This window comes from Oceaniradius stylonematis, assembly GCF_003149475.2.
Lineage (GTDB): Bacteria > Pseudomonadota > Alphaproteobacteria > Rhizobiales > Rhizobiaceae > Roseitalea > Roseitalea stylonematis.
Genome location: NZ_QFWV02000004.1, coordinates 690,199 through 710,556 on the forward strand (window position 1 = coordinate 690,199; position 20,358 = coordinate 710,556).

General features: G+C 64.4%; 19 protein-coding genes. 10 read left to right on the forward strand and 9 right to left on the reverse strand.

Translation table 11 applies throughout. The features are described from left to right. Positions 1-194 precede the first annotated feature (194 nt). Positions 195-698, forward strand: coding sequence for a hypothetical protein (locus DEM25_RS07055; protein ID WP_109765663.1), 504 nt, complete (start codon positions 195-197; stop codon positions 696-698). Between the two features lie 127 nt (positions 699-825). Here the strand turns inward: DEM25_RS07055 and DEM25_RS07060 are convergent, their stop codons facing one another. Next, complete coding sequence (locus tag DEM25_RS07060) at positions 826-1,548, reverse strand: hypothetical protein (RefSeq protein WP_109765662.1); 723 nt, start codon at positions 1,546-1,548, stop codon at positions 826-828. A 142-nt stretch (positions 1,549-1,690) separates the two neighbouring features. Between DEM25_RS07060 and DEM25_RS07065 the strand changes: the two genes are divergently transcribed. Beyond that, a complete protein-coding gene (locus DEM25_RS07065; protein WP_158585195.1) occupies positions 1,691-3,562 on the forward strand; it encodes an ATP-binding response regulator in 1,872 nt (623 codons plus the stop codon). Between the two features lie 19 nt (positions 3,563-3,581). Continuing rightward, positions 3,582-3,950 carry a response regulator gene (locus tag DEM25_RS07070; RefSeq protein WP_109765660.1) on the forward strand — a complete coding sequence of 123 codons (369 nt, stop codon included), beginning with the start codon at positions 3,582-3,584 and terminating at the stop codon, positions 3,948-3,950. Positions 3,951-4,084: 134 nt separating this feature from the next. Here DEM25_RS07070 and DEM25_RS07075 read toward each other — a convergent pair whose 3' ends face one another. Together DEM25_RS07075 and DEM25_RS07080 are read right to left on the reverse strand one after the other, a co-directional pair. Beyond that, a complete protein-coding gene (locus tag DEM25_RS07075) occupies positions 4,085-4,480 on the reverse strand; it encodes a response regulator (RefSeq protein ID WP_109765659.1) in 396 nt (131 codons plus the stop codon). Between the two features lie 2 nt (positions 4,481-4,482). Then, positions 4,483-5,877, reverse strand: a complete 1,395-nt coding sequence (locus tag DEM25_RS07080) for an aminotransferase class I/II-fold pyridoxal phosphate-dependent enzyme (protein ID WP_109765800.1) — start codon at positions 5,875-5,877, stop codon at positions 4,483-4,485. A gap of 206 nt (positions 5,878-6,083) precedes the next feature. Between DEM25_RS07080 and DEM25_RS07085 the strand changes: the two genes are divergently transcribed. The 6 genes from DEM25_RS07085 (at position 6,084) to DEM25_RS07110 (ending at position 13,498) form a co-directional block, all read left to right on the forward strand. Beyond that, positions 6,084-8,486 (forward strand): putative bifunctional diguanylate cyclase/phosphodiesterase, encoded by a 2,403-nt coding sequence (locus DEM25_RS07085; RefSeq protein WP_158585196.1) that lies wholly within the window; start codon positions 6,084-6,086, stop codon positions 8,484-8,486. A 115-nt stretch (positions 8,487-8,601) separates the two neighbouring features. Further along, on the forward strand, positions 8,602-9,162 hold the full coding sequence (locus tag DEM25_RS07090) for an outer membrane protein (RefSeq protein WP_109765657.1): 561 nt from the start codon (positions 8,602-8,604) through the stop codon (positions 9,160-9,162). A 97-nt stretch (positions 9,163-9,259) separates the two neighbouring features. Continuing rightward, positions 9,260-11,305 (forward strand): M3 family metallopeptidase, encoded by a 2,046-nt coding sequence (locus DEM25_RS07095; protein ID WP_109765656.1) that lies wholly within the window; start codon positions 9,260-9,262, stop codon positions 11,303-11,305. 39 nt (positions 11,306-11,344) lie between these two features. After that, entirely contained in the window at positions 11,345-12,433 is a 1,089-nt protein-coding gene (locus DEM25_RS07100) for a site-2 protease family protein (protein WP_109765655.1), read from the forward strand. A gap of 37 nt (positions 12,434-12,470) precedes the next feature. Then, positions 12,471-12,998: an NUDIX hydrolase gene (locus DEM25_RS07105; protein ID WP_109765654.1), complete on the forward strand. Its 528-nt coding sequence runs from the start codon at positions 12,471-12,473 to the stop codon at positions 12,996-12,998. An 80-nt stretch (positions 12,999-13,078) separates the two neighbouring features. After that, on the forward strand, positions 13,079-13,498 hold the full coding sequence (locus tag DEM25_RS07110; protein ID WP_439650654.1) for a ClbS/DfsB family four-helix bundle protein: 420 nt from the start codon (positions 13,079-13,081) through the stop codon (positions 13,496-13,498). A gap of 4 nt (positions 13,499-13,502) precedes the next feature. Here DEM25_RS07110 and DEM25_RS07115 read toward each other — a convergent pair whose 3' ends face one another. The 6 genes from DEM25_RS07115 to DEM25_RS07140 form a co-directional block, all read right to left on the reverse strand. Beyond that, positions 13,503-14,144 (reverse strand): septation protein A, encoded by a 642-nt coding sequence (locus DEM25_RS07115; RefSeq protein ID WP_109765652.1) that lies wholly within the window; start codon positions 14,142-14,144, stop codon positions 13,503-13,505. Further along, the gene (gene ftsY / locus DEM25_RS07120) at positions 14,145-15,611 is read right to left on the reverse strand and encodes a signal recognition particle-docking protein FtsY (RefSeq protein ID WP_109765651.1); all 1,467 of its coding nucleotides are present in this window, start codon (positions 15,609-15,611) and stop codon (positions 14,145-14,147) included. Between the two features lie 4 nt (positions 15,612-15,615). After that, a complete protein-coding gene (gene mtaB, locus DEM25_RS07125; RefSeq protein WP_109765650.1) occupies positions 15,616-16,908 on the reverse strand; it encodes a tRNA (N(6)-L-threonylcarbamoyladenosine(37)-C(2))-methylthiotransferase MtaB in 1,293 nt (430 codons plus the stop codon). Further along, positions 16,908-17,813 carry a diaminopimelate epimerase gene (gene dapF / locus DEM25_RS07130; RefSeq protein ID WP_109765649.1) on the reverse strand — a complete coding sequence of 302 codons (906 nt, stop codon included), beginning with the start codon at positions 17,811-17,813 and terminating at the stop codon, positions 16,908-16,910. The genes mtaB and dapF overlap by 1 nt, the downstream gene beginning before the upstream one ends. 73 nt (positions 17,814-17,886) lie before the next feature. Beyond that, positions 17,887-18,048 (reverse strand): DUF1328 family protein, encoded by a 162-nt coding sequence (locus tag DEM25_RS07135; protein ID WP_109765648.1) that lies wholly within the window; start codon positions 18,046-18,048, stop codon positions 17,887-17,889. Positions 18,049-18,130: 82 nt separating this feature from the next. After that, positions 18,131-19,216 (reverse strand): MBL fold metallo-hydrolase, encoded by a 1,086-nt coding sequence (locus DEM25_RS07140; RefSeq protein ID WP_109765647.1) that lies wholly within the window; start codon positions 19,214-19,216, stop codon positions 18,131-18,133. Positions 19,217-19,365: 149 nt separating this feature from the next. On the opposite strand from DEM25_RS07140, the gene DEM25_RS07145 reads away from it, so the two are divergent. Further along, on the forward strand, positions 19,366-20,358 hold the full coding sequence (locus tag DEM25_RS07145) for a sodium-dependent bicarbonate transport family permease (RefSeq protein WP_109765799.1): 993 nt from the start codon (positions 19,366-19,368) through the stop codon (positions 20,356-20,358).

The window sequence follows — 20,358 nt, forward strand, 5'->3', positions numbered from 1 at the left end:
ACTTGACGCTACGTCATCAACCTTAACGATTATTTCCAGCGACGTTCCCGCATGAGGCGAATTCGGTTGTGTTCTTCCCCCTCGTCAACCTGCCATTAACCCTCATCGCAGCGCATGGCCGTTGCGATCTCCGGTTAACCCTTTGTCACCGGCAGCCCGCGCATAATGGCGCCAGATCAATCTGGACAGCGGCAATGCAGACCCTTTCGACAACCAGGCAAGGCGCCGTCGCGGTCAAACCGGCCGATGCGGCCGGTGACGGTCCCGATCACGCCGTGTGGCTTCCGGCGCTGGCGTTTGCCGGGGCGGCCGGCACATTTGCGCTCGGCCAGTTTTCTTTTGCTGCGGCGTTGAGCGTGGCCGTGGCCGCATCGGCCGGTTCTGCACTGATCGCGGTCGGGCGCGGTTCGGAACGGTTGCGGGCGCCACTGTTCGTGGACCGCCTCGCCCAAGGCTGCCTCTGCGCGGCGCTTCTGTGGGCCGCCCAGCTGCTGACCGCCGGATTGCTGCCGGCGGGCATGGGCCTTGTTTCAACCGGCCTGACCGTTCTGGCCCTGTTCATGGCCCTGTCGGCCCTCGAAGCGATGGCGGCCGCCGGGCTTTGCCTTGCTGCCCGGCGTGGCCTGGGCGGGTCGATCGCCGCGGCGATCGTGCTCGACAATCGCGGCTTTGCGAGCCTGGGCGCGCTTCGCCGCTGACCGACGGCTTTCCGGTTCACCGAGAACGCAAAAAAATGCCGGGCGCGGACAACTCTTTCCGCGCCCGGCATATGTCTGCTGGTGTCGTGTTCGTTCTTGAGCCGGAATTTGTGTGTCGCGCCGCTTGTCAGAAGCCGTAGTCGAGCTTCGACATGGCGATCGCCGTTTCCAGTGCGAGTTGCCCGGACACGGCGAGCGGCACCTTCTTCTCATACATTGCCGCCGCCTTGACCGTCGCCAGCGCAAAGGCCTTCTGGGCGGTCGTTTCGGCCTCGGGCGCGTTGCGCAGGCAGGTCAGTGTGTTCTCCCACAGCATGATCAGCAGGGCCTGTGGCGGGATTTCCGGCATGTGCTTTTCGGCAACCGTATAGTCGGGATAGGCGGGCGCGTTGATGGCCATGAAATTGTGCTGGATCATCGCGTTGATGTGCGGCAGCCAGCCGGCACCGGCGGCCATCATCTCGGGCACCAGCGTGGCGGCGTAGCTGTCGCCGGTCAGATCGTGAACGTGGCGGTCGACATGAGCGGACACGGTGACACCGGGCCGGCGGACACCGGACGGCGTGCGGAAATCGTCCGCGATCAGTCCGGCCTCGATCTCGCGGCGCACGATCCAGCGGGCCGAGCGGCCGGCGAGCGCACCGAATGCGGCAATAAAGCTCTGCGGGTGAATGCCCTTCGGACCGTCCAGCGACGTCGACACCAGTTGAAAGAGCTGCGCGGAGAGGCGCGCCGGATCGGGAAGACCGGCATCGGCCGGCGTCCTGCGATTGGTGTTGGCCGGACCGGGTCTTTCGGCGGCCATGCCGGCGAGAACCGGATTGAGTATCGTTGCGCTCGCAGCAACCATTGTTGCGTCCCCCTGAAGCAAGTGAGGCCACGATAACAGGCAAACGCCAAGCCCCGGCTAAGGCGATGTTTACAATTTGATGAAAAAATTAACGGGACAGTAAGCACGCCCCATGCGCGTGCCGACCATGCAGGATGAGCCGATGAACGCCCTAACACAATTGATCGACCGCTGGACCGAGGCGCTGACGCCGGAGCATCTGCGCCAGGACATCCAGGTCTACAAGCGCGTGCGCATGTTCATCCTGTCGCACCTGTTCGGCCCGTTCCTCGGCCATCCGGTCACGATCTACCTGTTCCTGAACGACCCCAATCCGTGGCCGCATGTGCACATTCTGGGCCTTTCGGTGACCTTGTTCTGGTTCTTCCCGATCGCCCTTCAGTTCTTTCCCCGGCGGTACGAGCTGCTGGCCATCACCTCGGTCGCCAACCTCAATTTCGCGATCCTGATCACCGCCTATCATTTTGGCGGCGTCTCCTCGCCGCTCTTGATGTGGTTCCTGGTCGTGCCGCTGCTCGCCTTTTTCTATCTGGGCTCCGGCGTTCGCACATCGGTCGCGATCTTCGCACAGATCGTCATCGGCCTTGCCGCGTTCTACGCCGTCTACCTGATGAACCGCTCTTTCCCGATGCACATTCCGCTCGAGGAAATGGTCGATGTGACGATGATCTCGATGCTTTGCGCCTCGCTCTACATCTTCTTCATGGCGAGCTATTATGCCTCGGTCGTCGACTCCCAGTCCGAACTGCTCAAGGAGATCGACCGGCACCAGGCAACGATGGACGATTTGACGGCTGCCAAGGAAGAGGCCGAACGGGCCAACGGCGCCAAATCGGAGTTCCTGGCCAAGATGAGCCATGAGCTGCGCACGCCGCTCAACGCCGTGCTCGGCTACAGCGAAATCCTGCTCGAAGACGCCGAACTGGACGGCAATGGCGAGCAGATCGCGGACCTGCAGAAGATCTCGGCGGCGGGCAAGCACCTTCTGGCCATGGTCAACGACATTCTGGACATCTCCAAGATCGAGGCGGGCAAGACCGAACTGTTCCTTGAAGATGTCGATCTCGACCAGCTGATCGAGGAGATCGAGGTGACCGCGCGTCCGCTGGCCGCCAAGAACACCAATGTCTTCGAGGTGATCAAGGACGGCGAGCTGGGCACCGCCCATCTCGACCTGACCAAGCTGCGTCAGGCGACGTTCAATCTCCTGTCGAACGCATCCAAGTTCTGTCAGAACGGCAAGATCACGCTGGAGGTCAAGACGATCGAGCAGGATGGCCGGCCGATGCTTTCGATGGCCGTTCACGACACCGGGGTCGGCATCTCCGAGGAGGCGCTTGCCAGCCTGTTCCAGAACTTCACCCAGGCCCATGCATCGATCAACGCCAAGTTCGGCGGCACGGGTCTGGGCCTGTCGCTGTCGAAGAATTTGTGCCGTCTGATGGGCGGCGACATCACCGCCGACAGTGTGCTCGGCGAAGGTTCGGTTTTCACCATCACGGTACCGATGCGGGTGGAAGCGCTCGCGCCGGCGGAGATGAGCGAGGAAGCGGTGGACGAAACGCTGAAGGACGCGGCCGCCGAACTGCGCAAGCTCAACGAGGCCGACCAGATGCTGTCGACAAGCGCCGACGCGAACTCCCCGTCGCTGGGCACCGTGCTCGTTGTCGATGACGACCCGGAATATCTCGAGATCATGGACCGGATGCTGCGCAAGGAAAACCTCAACCCGATCCTGACGTCCGATCCGGCCAGTGCGTTGCATCTGGCCCGGACGGTTCGCCCGGCGCTGATGCTGATCGACGTGCTGATGCCCGATGTCGATGGCTGGGAACTGGTCGAGACGATGAAGAACGACCCGGTCACGCGCGACGTTCCCACGATCATGGTTTCGATCATGGACGATCCGAAAAGCGGCGCGCCGCAACTGGCCGACGGCTTCATGAGCAAACCGGTCGATTCGGCCAAGCTGCGCAAGGCGCTGCAACTCCATCTCGGCAAGAAGGCCGCGTAGACAAGAGCAGGACGAGACGATGACGACCGTACTGATTGTGGAAGACCATCCGACCAACCGCGACATAATCGGGCGACGGCTGGGCAAGCGCGGGTTTACGATCCGTTTCGCCGTCGACGGACTGTCGGCGATCGACAGCGTCCAGGAAATCAAGCCCGACATCATCCTGATGGATATCGGCCTTGGCGACGGCATCGACGGCTGCGAGACGACGCGGCGGATCAAGACCATTCCCGAGGTGGCCCACATTCCGGTGATCGCGCTGACGGCGAGCGCGTTCGAGACCGATCGCCAGAACGCCCTGTCCGCCGGCTGCACGGATTTCGACACCAAGCCGGTCGACCTGCCGCGCCTTCTGGGCAAGATGAACCAGGCGCTGCACGCCTGACGCCGATCGACCGCCGGGCGCACGATGGCCCGGGCTGTCGACGGGACGTCTCACACCTTTGACGACGTACGAAAAACCCGGCGCGAATCTCGCGCCGGGTCTTGTCTTTCGGGCTTGTCCGCCGTGGCGCTCGATCAGGCTGCCTTGGCCATATCCCGGTCGAGCAGAATGTTGCGCAGAACCGATATGTCGAGCGGCTTCTGCAGGCTGTGCGTGGCGTCCAGGCCCAGTTCAAGCGCACGCTGGCGCGTCTGTTCCAGAACGGCCGGCTCCTGTCCGCTGACGATCAGAATGCGGCCGGCATAGCCGTCGTGTGCCAGAAGCTCGAACAGATCGTTCGCGTCGAGGTTCGGCATGCAGATGTCGACTGCCAGGATTGATGGCTTGAGTGCCGTCGTCAGGTTCATCACCCCGCGCGAGTCGGAGGTGGCGAACGCTTCATAGCGGCAGCGCTCGGCGATTCTCACGATCAGCTCGGCCGACGACACGTCGTCGTCAATGGCCAGCAGTCGTTTGGCTGTCTCCAACATGATCAGGCAGCGTCCCGCACACAGTCTGCGAACTGTGCGGCGGCACGCTGGTTCTTCATCAGCGAGGGGTGGTCATCGCACAGAGACAGATATTCCTTCTCCGCGCTGCGCATCGCCTGGAGCATCAGGACGACGAGTTTGTCGACGTCCTCGTGGCTGTGGTCGGACATGACCTGGACGCGGAAACGGGCGCCGCCCTGCGGCACGGCCGGATATTCGACCAGATTGGCGATGGCACCCAGATTGCTCAGATCGCGCGAGGCGATGCGGGCCAGACCTTCGGCGCCCACGCGCACCGGCACGATGGCGGACGGGTCACCCAGCGTTTCAAGACCCACCTTGCCCATCTCCGAGCGCATGTAGAGGATGTTGTCCATCAGCTTGCGCCGGCGATCGCGGCCTTCGGCCGAGTCGACGATCTCGAACGCCGCCAGAACCGTTGCGGCCTGCACCGGCGACAGCGCGTTCGAAAAGGTCTGGGTGGCCGAATAGTATTTCAGATATTCCGCCGTGGCCCGATCCTTGACCGAAATGAAGCCGCCATTGGATGCGAACGTCTTGGAAAAGCTGCCGATGATGATATCGACATCGTGCAGCACGTTCTGCAGGCTCATGTGACCGCGTCCGTCGTCGGCCATCGACCCGAAATCATGGGCACAATCGACCAGCAGGACGGCGTTGTATTCGTCGCACAGCGCGCGCATGGCGGCGATGTCCGGCGTGTCCGAGTGCATCGAGAACAGGCTCTCGGTGACCAGAAGAATGCCGTTTTCCGTGTCGTTTGCGCGGATCTTCTGCAGACGACGTTCCATGGCCCGGACATTGAGGTGGCCATGGAAATGAATGTTGCGGGTCGAGGCGCGGGCGCCTTCCTGCAGGCACGAATGCGCCAGAACGTCCATGACGACATGGTCGTCGGGGCGGACAAAGCCCTGGATGGCGGCAAAGCCGGCCGACCAGCCTGTCGGATAGAGAACCGTCTCGCGGCCGTCGAGAAATTCGGTGATGCGCTTTTCGAGCAGCAGCGAATGGCGCGTGTTGCCCAGAAGCGCTGCCGAACCGGCGCTGTGCACGCCATATTCCTTGATCGCTTCGGTTGCCGCCTCCTTGATGGCGGGATGCGAAGACAGGCTCAGATAGTCCTGGCTGGCGAAGTTGACGCCTTCCATGAGCGCGCCGCCATCGGTCTTGGCGGCACAATGGGTCCGCGGCGCGGTCGCCGTCGATTTGGCATAGGGCCAAAGATCGCAGCGCCGGCGCTCTTCCTGCCAGTGAAAGAAGCCGTCGGTACGGCCCAGCATGTCCGTGCCCTGCTTGGCCTTGAAGTCGCGCAGGCTGCCGGTCAATGCGCCAAATGAAATGTCGTCGAACTGGTTCGCTTGAATGGTTTTCGTCATGGTCGCCCCCATCGTTTTTGTGCGGCGAGACTAACCCAGCGGCGTGAAGTCCGGCTTAAGTGCGAGGGTAAACGGTCGCTGAATGCCGCAATGGTGAATCGATGATGACCGCTGTCCGAAATCGAACGATCCGGAACCCGTTTGCGGAACAATTGCTTAACCCGGCAACGCTAGATTGCATGCCGCGGGGGGACTGGATGTTCGGCATGAGTTTGACCAATCGGGTCAGCACATTTTTGCAAGACCTGACCGGTGGCGCCGATCTGGTCGAAGCGCAGAAGACGGCTGTCGTTGCCGCGCAGGTCATGACGATACTGCGTCACCTGCCGGTGATGGCCATTTCCGGCGTGATGATTGCGCTGATCACCGCCTATGTGGCCTGGGACCATGCCAACTTCACCGTGTTCGCCATCTGGCTTGGCGGCTTTGTCTGCCTCGAAGCGGTGATGCTGGCGCTTTGGTGGAAGAATAGAAACCGGGCGCCCGAAACCCTCGCCGAAACGGCAATCGCGGTGCGCAGGACGGTCTGGTATGCGGCGGCGATCGGCCTGTCCTGGGGCAGTCTTGCCGCACTGCTCATTCCTTACGTCGCCGCGGACAACACGATCTTTGCGACAGCACTGATAACCTCCGCGATCCTGGTGACGGCATTCAGCCTGATGGCGCTTCTCCCGGCAGTGCTCGTGTTTGTTCTGATCAGCGGGTCGCTGGCGATCGCATCGGCGCTGTTCCATCCGCATGCCGAGGAGTGGCCGCCGATCGTCGGTCTGATTGCCGCTTACATGCTTTTCATTCCGTGGCTGGCCGTTTCGTACGGCCGCGCGTTTCTGCGGCATCTGAAGACCGACATCGAGAACCGGGAGAACGCGCAGGTCATCGGCTATCTGCTCGATGAATATGAGGAGACGGTCTCGGAATGGATCTGGGAGACCGATCCAGCGGGGTGCACTGCGCGCATGTCCTCGCGTCTGTCGGCCAAGCTGGGCACGACCGGTGAAGGGACCGCGCGCGTGCCGTTCGCCACGCTTTTGGGCCTTGTTGCACGGGTGGACGATGCCGGCTTCCAGGAGGTGCGATCGGCTCTCATCGAAGGCCGGGCTTTCTCCGGGATCGAATGCCAGGTCAGGAGCGGCGGCACGGATCAGTACTGGCGCATCTCGGGCCGGCCGATCCGTGACGATGCGGGCACCCCGGCCGGCTTTGTCGGCACGGTGCGCGACATCACCGCCGAAAAGGAAGCCAAGAACCAGATCATCCGTCTGGCGCATCGCGACACGCTGACCGGGCTCTACAACCGCGCCAGCTTCACCGAGCGGCTGGAAAATGCGGTTCGCACGCTGGAACGCTACGGCACGCCGTTCACGCTGCTTTTTCTCGATCTGGACAAGTTCAAGCTGGTCAACGACACCTATGGCCACCCGGTCGGCGACCGCCTTTTGGCCGAGGTGTCCAAACGCATCCAGGCGATCGTGCGCAAGGATGACTGCGTGGCACGGCTGGGCGGCGACGAGTTCGCCATCATCCTCGAGCAGAGCAATGACGCCGTCTTCGCCGCCAAGCTGGCCTCGCGCCTGATCGCCAGCGTGCTCGAAGCTTATGTGATCGACGGCGAAACGCTTTGGATCGGCGTCAGCGTCGGCATTGCGCTGGCGCCCCAGCACGGCACACGGCCCGAACAAATCCTGCGCAATGCCGATCTGGCGCTCTATCGCGCCAAGGAGGACGGGCGCGGCGTGTTCCGCTACTTCGAAGCGCAGATGGACTTTGCCCAGCGCGAGCGGCGTATCCTAGAGCAGGAGATGCATCAGGCGCTGGAGGACGAAGAGTTCCGCCTGTGCTACCAGCCGCTGATCGGCAGCGAAAGCGGCCGCATACGCGCCATGGAAGCGCTGATCCGCTGGGATCATCCGATCCGCGGCGAGATTTCGCCGGTGGAATTCATCTCGATCGCAGAACAGTCGAACCTGATCGTCGCTATCGGCAAGTGGACGCTTCGCACGGCCTGTGAGGCGGCGACGGCCTGGCCCGATGATGTGTGTGTTGCGGTCAATGTCGCTGTCCCGCACTTCATGCGTTCGGACATCGTCGCCGATGTCGAGGCCGTGCTCCAGGCGACGGGGCTGCCGGCATACCGGCTCGAAATCGAGATCACCGAAAGCCTGCTGATCGAGGATTCCGATGACGTCCTGAACCGGCTCATCGCGCTGAAGAAGCTGGGTTGCGCCATCGTCATGGACGATTTCGGCACCGGCTATTCCAGCCTGTCCTATCTGCTCAAATTCCCGTTCGACCGGCTGAAGATCGACCGTTCCTTCACCAGGGACATCGATACCGGCGAAAGCGCCAAGGCGATCCTGATGGCGATCGCCTCGCTGGGTGAGAATCTCGGCATCAAGATCACCGCCGAGGGCGTCGAAACGGCCGATCAGCTCGATTTTCTGGTCGACATTGGCTGCGACCAGCTTCAGGGCTTTTACTTCTCCCAACCCGTCCGGCACGAAGACGTCGCGCCGATCATGCTGCGCAACTTCATGGATTCCCGGCAGATGTCCCTGCATGCGGAAATTCGCGACGAGCGCGAGACCAGGCGCAACCGCTCTGCGGGCTGAGGCCCGCGGGACAGCCGCGCCTTGTCCGGAATAACACAATCTGGCGGTGCGCGTTTACTTGCTGGCAACCATATGGATTTACCGTGATGGCATATCCACCCTGAAAGGTCGTGATATGCGTAGACTTGTGATCGGTGCACTTGCCCTTCTTCTGACCAGCGGCACGGCCACCGCAATGGACCATTCGGGTTCGGCGAGCGGCCAGTGGACGGGTGCGCAGCTCGGTGTCCTTTACGGCTACAGCTGGATGAAGGACATGAACAATGTCCTGCGGCTGACGGCCGAGGGCGACGGCGATGTGATGGGTGTTTACGCGGCCTACAACCACCAGGTGGGGCATTTCGTCGGCGGCGGCGAAGTCACCTACAGCCGGCACGACAACATGTTCACTGACGGATCGGGTGTGCGCGTCGGCGATGTCTTCGCCGCAAAGCTGCGCGCCGGTGTCGGCTATGACCGTTACAATGCCTATGGCATGGTCGGCGTCACGCACGGTACGACCAACCTGGCCGGTGACGACTGGGGCGCGGTGTTCGGTGTCGGTCTGGATGTGCTCCTGACCCATTATCTGGTCGCCGGCATCCAGTACAACTACTACAACTATGTGGACTTCAACCACACCAAGATCGACGCCGACCTGTCCGAGGTTACCGTCCGTCTCGGCTACAAGTTCTAAAGCGCCGGCAACCGCCCTCAAAATGCGGCCTGCCCCTTGGCGCCGCCCGCGCCAAGGCCTAACTCCGTGGTCCGTCAAACGATCATGAGGCAGGGCAATGGGCGATACGAACCGGGTCAATCCGGCCATAGAGACATGGGACGGACCGCTCGGCCTGCCCCGGCAGGAGGCGATCGCCGACAGCGACCTGCCGCCGGCCATCAAGGCCGGTTTCGCCCGTGACCTTGCGGAAGCCGAAGCGGTTGCGGCGAATCCGGAGCCACCGACCTTCAACAACACGATCGAGGCGCTCGAACGGGCCGGCGACCTGCTTGGGAAGGCGGCATCGATCTTCTTTGCCCGCGCCGGCAATCACACCAACGAGACCATCCAGGCCGCCGAGCGGGAATTGGCGCCGCTTTTCGCGCGGCATGCCGGCACGATCGCCCAGAACAAGGCCCTATTCAGCCGCATCCAAACGCTGTGGCGGAACCGCGACGCGCTGGATCTGACGACCGAGCAAACCGAGGTGCTGCGCCGCTATCGCCGGACATTCGTGCGGCAAGGCGCGGCGCTGGAAGGCGAGGCGCAGGCCCGTCTCATCGCCATCAATGAGCGCCTTGCGGAACTGGGCACGGCTTTCGGGCAAAACGTTCTCGCCGACGAAGCCGGCTGGGCGCTGATGCTGGACGGCGACGGCGATTTGGCCGGTTTGCCGCCCTCGACAGTGGCCGCCATGGCCGCCGCGGCCGCTGAACGCGGCGAAGAGGGCAAACACGCGGTGACGCTGTCGCGGTCGATCATCGAACCGTTCCTGACCTTTTCGACCCGCCGCGACCTGCGCGAAATCGCATTCCGCGCCTGGACCGGACGCGGCGAGACGAACGATGTCACCGACAATCGCCCGATCATCGCCGAAACGCTCAGGCTGCGTGCCGAGAAGGCGCAATTGCTTGGTCATGGCAGTTTCGCCGCGCTCAAGCTCGACGGAACCATGGCCAAGACGCCCGAGGCGGTGAACACGCTGCTTGAAACGGTCTGGGAAAAGGCGCGCGCGCAGGCCGAGACCGAGGCCGCCGACATCGCCGCGCTGATGCGTGAGCAGGGGACCAATCACGATCTCGGCGCGTGGGACTGGCGGCATTATGCCGAGCAGATCCGCGCTGCGCGCTACGCCTATTCGGACGACGAGATCAAGCCATACATGGCGCTCGAAAGAGTGATCGAGGCGGCGTTCTACGTCGCCAACCGGCTGTTCGGGCTGACCTTCGAGGAGGTGCCGGGCATTGCCACGCATCATCCCGATGCCCGCGTGTGGCGCGTCAGCGACGCCGATGGCGCACACCGTGCCGTCTTCATCGGCGACTATTTCGCGCGCCCGTCGAAGCGTTCCGGCGCATGGATGAGCGCGCTTCAGGTGCAGTCCAGGCTGCTCGGGCGCCATCCGATCATCACCAACACGATGAACTTCGCCAAGCCGCCGGCCGGCGAGCCGGCGTTTTTGTCGTTCGACGATGCGCGCACGCTGTTTCACGAATTCGGCCATGCGCTGCACGGCATGATGTCCGATGTGACCTATCCGTCCGTGTCGGGCACCAATGTCGCGCGCGATTTCGTCGAGTTGCCATCGCAGCTGTTCGAACACTGGCTGACCGTGCCCGAGGTTCTGAACCGGTTCGCGCTGCATCACGAGACCGGCGAGCCGATGCCGGAGGCGCTTCTGGACAAGGTGCTCGCCGCGCAAACCTTCAATGCCGGGTTCGACACGGTCGAGTATACGGCGAGCGCGCTGGTCGACATGGCCTATCACCAGGGCGCCGATGCGCCGGCCGATCCGGCTGTCTTCGAGGCCGAAAAACTGGACATGCTCGCCAAACCGGCGGCGATCACGATGCGCCACCGCTCGCCGCACTTCCAGCACATTTTCTCAGGCGATTCCTATGCGGCGGGCTATTATTCCTACATGTGGTCGGAAGTGCTCGACGCGGACGCCTTTTCGGCCTTCGAGGAAGCGGGCGACCCATTCGATCCCGCGCTCGCCGAAAAGCTGGGGCGGCACATCTATGCGTCCGGCGGCACCGCCGATCCCGAAGACGCCTATATCGCCTTTCGCGGCAAGCTGCCGACGCCGGACGCCATGCTGGAAAAGCGCGGGCTGACGTAGCACAGTGACCCGAGAAAACGGACCAGCAGGAGACGGCCCATGCAATGGTCATTTTCGATCGGCACGGTGGCGGGCAGCCAGATCCGCATCCACCTGACCTTCTTTCTTCTGCTGGCCTGGGTCGCGCTGGTCTACATGCAGGAAGGCGGTGCGTCGGCGGCCATTGAGGGCGTTCTGTTCATCTCGGCGATTTTCGCGTGCGTCGTGCTGCATGAACTTGGCCATGCGCTTGCCGCGCGGCGCTACGGCATCAAGACGCCGACCATCACGCTACTGCCGATCGGCGGCGTCGCCTCGCTCGAGCGGATGCCCGAAGACCCGCGCAAGGAGATCGTCGTCGCGCTGGCCGGACCGCTGGTCAATGTCATCATCGCGTTCGTGCTGATCGTCTTTCTGGGCGCCGGGTTGGATCTGTCGACAGCGGCAGTGCTGGAAGACCCGGCCGCCGGCTTTCTGGCCCGGCTCGCCGCCATCAATGTGATCCTTGTGCTGTTCAACCTGATCCCGGCCTTTCCGATGGATGGCGGGCGGGTTCTGCGCGCACTTCTTGCCACCCGCTACTCGCGTGTGCGCGCCACCGAGATGGCCGCCCGTGTCGGCCAGGCCGCGGCTTTCGTCTTCGGCTTTCTGGGCCTGATGAGCGGCAATCCGCTGCTCGTCTTCGTTGCGATCTTCGTCTACATCGCCGCCGCCGGCGAAGCGCAGGCCACCGGCATGCAGGACATTGCCCGTTCGCTGCGGGTGCGCGATGCGATGATCACCAGGTACGAAGCGCTCGGGCCCGGTGCGACGCTCGGCGAGGCGGCCGAACTGCTGCTCAAGACGACCCAGCACGAGTTTCCCGTTCTCGACATGAACGGCACGATGACCGGCGTCCTGCTGCGGCGCGATCTCGTCGCCGGCCTCGAACAGGCCGGGCGCGACGGGCTCGTCGACGGGTTTGTCAATCGCGACGTTCCGGCCATCGCCGAGACCGAAGGGCTGGAGATGGCGCTCGATCTCATCCAGCAAAAGGGCAAGCCGGCGGTTGCCGTGCGCGGCCGCGACGGCATGCTCGTCGGCTATGTCACGATGGAAAATCTGGCCGAACTGATGCTGATCCGCACGGCGGTCGATCACGCGGACTGAGGTTCCACTCGTCTGGATGCCGCCCTAGATTGGTGCGATGACCGGTCGTCTCGATCCACTTTTTTCCCGAACCCTGCCGGAGGGCGACACGCATCAGCGCGATGTGTGCGACCATTGCGGCTTTGTCGCCTACGAAAATCCGAAGATCGTCGTCGGCTCGGTCGTCACCCATCGGGGCAAGGTGCTGCTGTGCCGGCGGGCGATCGAGCCGCGCCACGGCTACTGGACCGTTCCGGCCGGCTACCTGGAACTGGGCGAAACGCCCGAGGAGGGTGCCCGGCGCGAGGCGCGCGAAGAGGCCAATGCGGATCTCGAACTGCACGGTCTTCTGGCGGTCTACACGGTGCGCCGCCTCAGCCAGGTGCAGTTGATCTACCGTGCGACGCTCGCCGACGGCGTGTTCTCGCCGGGCATTGAGAGCCTTGAGACACAGCTTTTCGACTGGGACGCCATTCCCTGGGACGATCTTGCTTTTCCGACGGTGCACTGGATGCTGGGCCATCAGCGGGCCTTCGAAGCCGGAAAGGGCGTCGGGCCATTCGGCAATCCTGTCGGCGCCGATTGATCCCGCGCAAGAACTGCCGGCGCGGATCGCGCATGATGGGTTACCGGATCACAAGGAGGCCCGCATGCCCGCAGCGACAAATGCGCAAGACCTTCTCGCCGTTTTCGACAAGGAACTGGCCAGGCTTCAAAAGACGCTTGACGGCGTCGACGAAGCCATGGCCAGCCGGCACACGGCGGACGACGCGGNTTGCCGGAAAGGCCGTCGAAACGCCGGCGCCGGGCGTCAAGTGGAACCAGCTCAAGGCCTACAACGCACCGATCTACGAGGCTGCCAATGGGCGGCGCTGGTCGGATCTCCGGGCCGAATTCGACGCCGCTACGGCGCGCCTGCGGGCGTTCATCGCCGAGAGCGATGACGCGTTGCTCTATGAGCCCGGTCTTTATGACTGGATGAACACGTGGACCATTGGCCGGTGGGCCGAGGCGTCGGGGCCTAGCCATTTCCGCTCGGCCAACAGCTACATCCGCAAGGTGCTGCGCGAGAGCGGCGCCCGGTGAAGCGTTACTCGTCCTTGTCGAGCGAATGGCGCACGATCAGCGGCATCTGCGCCAGCGTGAAGGCGATGGTGATGGGCAGATTGCCCCACACCTTGAAGGCGACCCAGAAATCGGTCGAGAAGTTCCGCCACAGCACCTCGTTGACGACCGCCATGACCGCGAGGAACAGCCCCCAGCGGATCGTCAGCTTGTGCCAGCCTTCCTCGTCGATCTGGAACGCCGCGTCGAACACGTAGCGCAGAAGCGAAACGCGGAAGATGAACAGGCCGCCCAGCAAAAGCGCCGAGAACAGGCCATTGACGATGGTCGGCTTGATCTTGATGAAGAGGTCGTCATGCAGCCAGAGCGTCAGCGCGCCGAAGATCAGCACGACAACTCCGGCGACCAGCGGCATGATCGGAATGGTGCGCGTCAGGAGCCATGACAGCGACAGCGAGATGATCGTCGCCACCATGAAGACCGCGGTCGCCACGAAGATCGGTTCGCCCAGCGCGCCCAGAAAGCCGACGCGCTCGGACAGCCATTCGCCACGCGCATTGGCAAAGAAAAACGCCAGAAGCGGGCCGAACTCCAGCGCGAGCTTCAGTCCCGGGCGGACCGCCGGCTTCTCCTTGGGTGTAGGCGCAATCGCTGCTTGGTCAGCCATTCAGGCATCCTCACGGGCGGGCGCGCCGGTGCCGGCGATCGCACGCGCAAAATCTGTGGCGCGGAACGGTTCGAGATCGTCGACGCCCTCGCCCACACCTATAAAGTAGACAGGTAAATTAAACTTTGCAGATATGGCGACGAGAATTCCGCCGCGCGCGGTTCCGTCGAGCTTGGTCATCACCAGGCCGTTGACGCCGGCGACGTTGCGGAAGATCTCGACCTGGCTCAGCGCGTTCTGGCCGGTCGTCGCGTCGAGCGTCTGCAGGACCGTGTGCGGCGCGTCCGGGTCGTGCTTTTGCAGAACGCGGACGATCTTGGCCAGTTCGTCCATCAGTTCGGCCTTGTTCTGCAGGCGTCCGGCCGTGTCGATGATGACCACGTCCGAGCCGTTGTCGCGCGCCTTTTCATAGGCCTCATAGGCAAGGCCCGCGGCGTCCGCGCCCAGTTTCGTGCCGACAAAGGCCGAGCCCGTGCGTTCGGACCAGATCTTGAGCTGCTCGATGGCCGCCGCGCGGAACGTGTCGCCGGCGCCGAGCGTCACCGAAAGCCCGGCTGCGCGCAGCTTGGCGGCAAGCTTGCCGATCGTCGTCGTCTTGCCGGTTCCGTTGACGCCGACAACCAGGATGACGTGCGGCTTGACCGACAGGTCGAGTTCAAGCGGCATGGCCACAGGACCGAGTACCTTTTCGACCTCGGCCGCCATCACATGGCGCACCTCTTCGGGCGTGACGTCGCGGCCAAGCCGCGTCGAGGCCAGCGAATCGGTGACACGCATTGCCGTTTCGACGCCAAGATCGGCCTGGATCAGGATGTCCTCAAGTTCCTCGAGCGTCTCGTCGTCCAGCTTTCTCCTGGTGAAGACGCCGGCAATGTTGTCGCCAAGCTGGCGCGAAGAACGCGACAGGCCCGAGGTCAGCCGGGCCAGCCAGCCCTTCTGCTCGTCCGACGGAGAGGGCGCGACGGGCTGCGGCTCGTCGCCGATCGTCACCGTGCGGGCCGTCGCGGGCAGGTCGTCGGGCGCCAGCTCCGGTGGCGTGACCGGCACCGATGGCGGCTCGACCGGCGGCAGCGGTTCCGGCGTCTCCGGAACTTCCGGGAAAATGGGTTCGGGCGGTGCCGGCGGGGTCGGCTCGGGCTCGGCGGGCACTTCGGGCGGCGCCTCGGGGGCCGGCTCGGCAGGCACCTCTTGTGGCTCGGCCGGTTGCGGCTCCGGCGCCTCGGGGATTTCAGGTTCCTGTGGCGTCGGTGCGGGTGAAGGTTCGGCGGGCACTTCGACAGGCGCCGGCGCCGGCACTTCCGCGGGCTGTTCGGGGTCTCCGGCCTGCGCGTTTTCGGCTTCGGCGACCGGCTGATCGGTTGCTGCAGCTGCGTCGGCGGCCAGTTCTTCGGATGCCACGGCAGGGTCGGGCGTCTCCTCGACCTTGCCCTTGCCGAACGAGAAGATGCGCTTGAGAAAGCCGGCCATCGCGTTACTCCGCCGCCTCTGCCATGGCGGCCGAGCCGGTCAGTGCCGTGCCGTCATGGCCCGTTATGGACGTTGCCACCATGTCGCCGGGCGCGCCGGCATGACCGGTAAGCCGCACTGGCGTGAAATCCGGCGCGCGGCCGAAGCCGGGTTTTTCGAGCAGAACCGGCTGGACCGTGCCGGCGAAAGCCGCCAGATGGGCATGCCAGGCTTGCTCGGCCTTCAACCGCAGGCAGGCCGCGCGGTCCTTGACCAGCGCGCGGTCGAGCTGCGGCATCTTCGCCGCCGGGGTGCCATTGCGCGGCGAGAACGGGAACACATGGACCCGCGCCAGTCCGCACGCGTCAATGATCGACAGCGCATTTTCGAACATCGTCTCGGTCTCGGTCGGAAAACCGGCGATCATGTCCGCGCCGAACGAAGCGTCCGGGCGGAGCCGGCGGACGGTGTCGCAGAATTCGATGGAATGGTCGCGCAAATGGCGCCGCTTCATGCGCTTTAGAATCAGGTCGTCACCATGCTGCATCGACAGGTGGAAATGCGGCATCAGCCGCTGTTCGGTGGCGATGGCTTCGAACAGTGCGTCGTCGGCCTCGATGGAGTCAATGGAGGACAGACGCAGGCGCCACAAGTCAGGCACTTGACTGAGTATTGTCTTGACCAGTCTGCCGAGCGTTGGATGTCCGGGAAGGTCCGGCCCGTAGGACGTCAGGTCGACGCCGGTCAGCACGACTTCCCGGTAGCCGTTCTCGACCAGCCGGCGGATCTGCTCGACCACCGCGCCCATCGGCACGGACCGCGAATGACCGCGGCCATAGGGGATTATGCAGAAGGTGCAGCGGTGGTCGCAGCCGTTCTGAACCTGCACGAAGGCGCGCGTGCGGCCCTCGATGCTCTCGACCATGTGCGACGCGGTCTCGCGCACCTCGAAAATGTCGTTGACCCGCACTTTCTCGGAGCTGTTGACGCCAAAGTCGGGCATGGCGCGGTAGGACTGGGCCTTGAGCTTGTCGTCATTGCCGATGACAAGGTCGACCTCGTCCATGCCGGCGAAGCTCTCCGGCTCGGTCTGGGCGGCGCAGCCGGTGACGATGATGCGGGCGTCGGGCGCCTCGCGCCGCGCGCGCCGGATGGCCTGTTTGGCCTGGCGGACCGCTTCGCCGGTCACCGCGCAGGTGTTGATCACCACCGCGCCGCCCTCCAAGGCGCCGAGGCCGGCCGCGTCGGCCTGGCGCCGCACGATCTCGCCCTCATAGCTGTTGAGGCGACAGCCGAATGTCTTGACGTCGACGCCCATCAGCCGGCCCCGGCGCCAGCATTGTCGTTGGCGCCTTCCACCTGCCGCTGCCACTGGCCGGTGGCGGGGTCGAGCAGGCCCGCGAACTCGTACTCGGCCGGCCCGGTCATGATCACATGATCGTCGTCGCGCCATTCGATCAGAAGATCGCCGCCGGGAACCGTGACGGTGGCGGTGCGGCCGGTCAGCCCCTTGCGGGCGGCGCAGACCAGCGCCGCGCAGGCGCCCGAACCGCACGCCTTTGTCAGCCCGGCGCCGCGCTCCCAAGTGCGGATGACGATGTGCTCGGGATCGACGACACGCGCGATCGTGATGTTGGCGCGGTCGGGAAAGATCGGGTGGTTTTCAAGCAGCGGGCCGAACCGTTCGAGATCGTAGGACCAGACGTCCCTGTCGACCCAGAAGACGGCATGCGGATTGCCCATGCTGGCGACCGACGGCGTGTGCAGGACCGGTGCGTCGATCGGGCCGATCTGCAATTCGATGCCGGTGGTGTCGGCGAATTCTTCCTCGAGCGGGATCTGGTCCCAGCGGAAGCGCGGCCGGCCCATGTCGACCGACACCATGCCGCCCTCCTGTTCGGCCGCGTCCAGAAGGCCGGCAATGGTCTGGAATGTAAACGCGGTCTTGCCAGTTTCGGCGGCGAGCGCCTGGACGACGCAACGCGTGCCGTTGCCGCAGGCGCCCGCTTCGGAGCCGTCATTGTTGTAGATGCGAAGAAACGCGTCCGTTCCGTCGGTCGCCGGATCGTGGATCGCCATGATCTGGTCGAACGCGGTCGCCGGATCGTGGTTGATCGCGACGGCCGCGTGCGGGGTGAACGCATCGGCGCGGCCGCGCATGTCGGCCACGATGATCTGGTTGCCCAGACCGTTCATCTTCGCAAATTGGACGTCGATTGCCATGTCGCCAGAACTTCCGCAGGGTACCATCCCCATATGGAGGAAAGCGGCGGCGAGTTAAACCCTGCGTTGGCCGTCAGGCGATCGCGACAACGCCCAGAAGCACTAGAAGAAACAGGACCAGGACCACGGCAATCAGGATCTTGGCGCCGCTCAGGGCGATTCCCGACAGGCGGCCAAAACCGAGAAGGCCGGCAATGGCGGCCACCACGAGAAGGATGAGAATGAGTTCGAGCATGGAAGTGTCCTTTCACCTATCATCCGCCCTCCAACGTGGAAACCGCTGTCGTGGTTCCCTTATTGGCTTGCGGCGGAACGGCTCACGACCTTTCCGCGGGCGGCACGTCCCAGACCTGGCCGGGGCGCATGGGCTGAAATCGCGCCGGTGCGATGCCGACATTCTGCAGCGCCGCTTCAAGCGCGTACAGCGGCGCCTCTACGGCTTCGTTGGTCAGCCGGAACGTGCCCCAGTGATGGCCGACCGTATGGGCGGCCCGGCACAGGGCCATGCCTTGCGCTGCCTCCAGCGGAGTCTGGTGCTGGCCTTGCATGAACCAGCGCGGCTCATAGGCGCCGATCGGCAACAGGGCGAGACGGAACCCGCCATGCTTGTCGCCGGCGGCGCGATAGTTGATGCCGTCGTGGAACCCGGTGTCGCCGACATGGTAGATGCGGCCCGCCGGCGTTCCGATCACGAAGGCCGACCACAGCGCCATGCGGCGGTCGCTGCCGCCGCGCGCCGACCAGTGATGGGCGGGCTCGATATGCACGCGGGTGCCGTTGCCGATACGCACCACATCGCCCCAATTGCCGGTGGAGACCCGCGCGGTCGGCGCGGTCTGGCGGATGATCGTGTCGTTGCCGAGCGGCGTGACGATGTGCGGGTCGTGCGTTGCGACAAGTCGGTCGAACGTCGCCAGATCCAGATGGTCGTAATGATTGTGCGTCAGAAGCACCGCGTCGATCGGCGGCAGATCGTCAAAGGCGATGCCCGGCGCATTGCGCCGATAGGGGCCGGCAAAGGAAAACGGGCTCACCCGTTCGGACCAGACCGGATCGGTCAGTATGTTCAGCCCGGCGATTTGCACCAGCATCGTCGCATGGCCGACCATGGTGACCCGCAGACCGTCGCCATTGACACGCGGCTCGGGCCGCGCGGCCGGAAACGGGCTCGGATAGGTTTCCGGCCAGGGTTCCTTGCCGCCGCCGAGCTGCCAGCGCAGCAGATCGGTGAAGCCGCGCGGCTCTGCGCCGCCGGGATTGAAAAATGTCCGGCCGTCGAAATTGGAAGCCGCCGGCCCCGAATAATAGGGGTTGCCGGCATTGGCGCGGCGCACGGCGAACGTGCCGCCCGCCGCCAGAAGGCCGCCGATTCCCAGCCATTTGAAGAAGCCGCGCCGCGTCATGACGGCAAAGATGGCGATATGGCGGTCAGGATCAAGGGGCCAATCCGCATGCGCTCCGGCTTGTGCGGTATCCGGCGCGTCTCTATAGAAGCGCCACCTTTTCCGCCGCGCGGGGGCGTGGCGTTGCCCAGTTCACGGAAATCGCGTCCATGGAAGCCATCCTGCAGCTTGCCGCGGCCAACATCCTGTCGCCGCCCGTGCTGTTCTTCATTCTGGGCTTTGCCGGCTCGATCGCCGGCTCGCAGCTGACGCTGCCCGAGGCGGTCGCCAAGACGCTGTCGATCTATCTGATGCTCGCGATCGGCTTCAAGGGCGGCGTGGCGCTCGCCGCCGAGGGGCTGACGCTGGCGCTGATGCTGGCGCTTCTGGCCGGCATCGTCCTGTCGGCCCTGATCCCGCTGGTCGCCTTCTTCATCCTGCAGCGGATCTCCAAACTGCCGCGCATCGATGCGGCGGCCGCTGCCGCCCATTACGGATCGATCTCGATCGTCACCTTCGTAGCCGCCACCCAGGCCGTGCGCTCGATCGGGCTCGAGCCCGAGGGCTTCATGGTCGCCGTTGCCGCGGCGATGGAGACACCGGCAATCCTCGTTGCGCTGTTTCTGGCGCGCTCGGCGGCCAAGCAGAGAAAGGCCGCCGACCCCGACGCCGGCGAAGGGCTGCTGCAGGAGGTGTTCCTGAACTCGTCCGTGGTCGTGCTGATGGGAGCGTTCGTCATCGGCGCGGTGACCGGCGCCGAAGGCATGGCGGCCATCGAAGGCTTCATCGTCGTGCCGTTCACTGGCGTCTTGTGCCTTTTCCTGCTCGACATGGGCGCGGTGGCCGGACGCGGCATGGCGCAGGCGCGCAAGGTGCTCGATGCGCGGCTCGTCGGCTTCGGCCTTTTCATGCCGTTCATCGGCGCGGCGATGGCCTTGCCGTTCGCGTTGATCGCCGGCCTGTCGACCGGGGGTGTCGCGCTTCTGATGACGCTTGCCGCCAGCGCCTCCTATATCGCGGTGCCGGCGGCGATGCGCCTGGCGCTGCCCGAAGCGCGGCCGTCGATCTACCTGTCGCTGTCGCTCGGTGTTACCTTCCCGATGAACCTGACCATCGGGATTCCGGCCTATGCGGCGGTGGCGCGCCTTGTGACCGGTGGATAA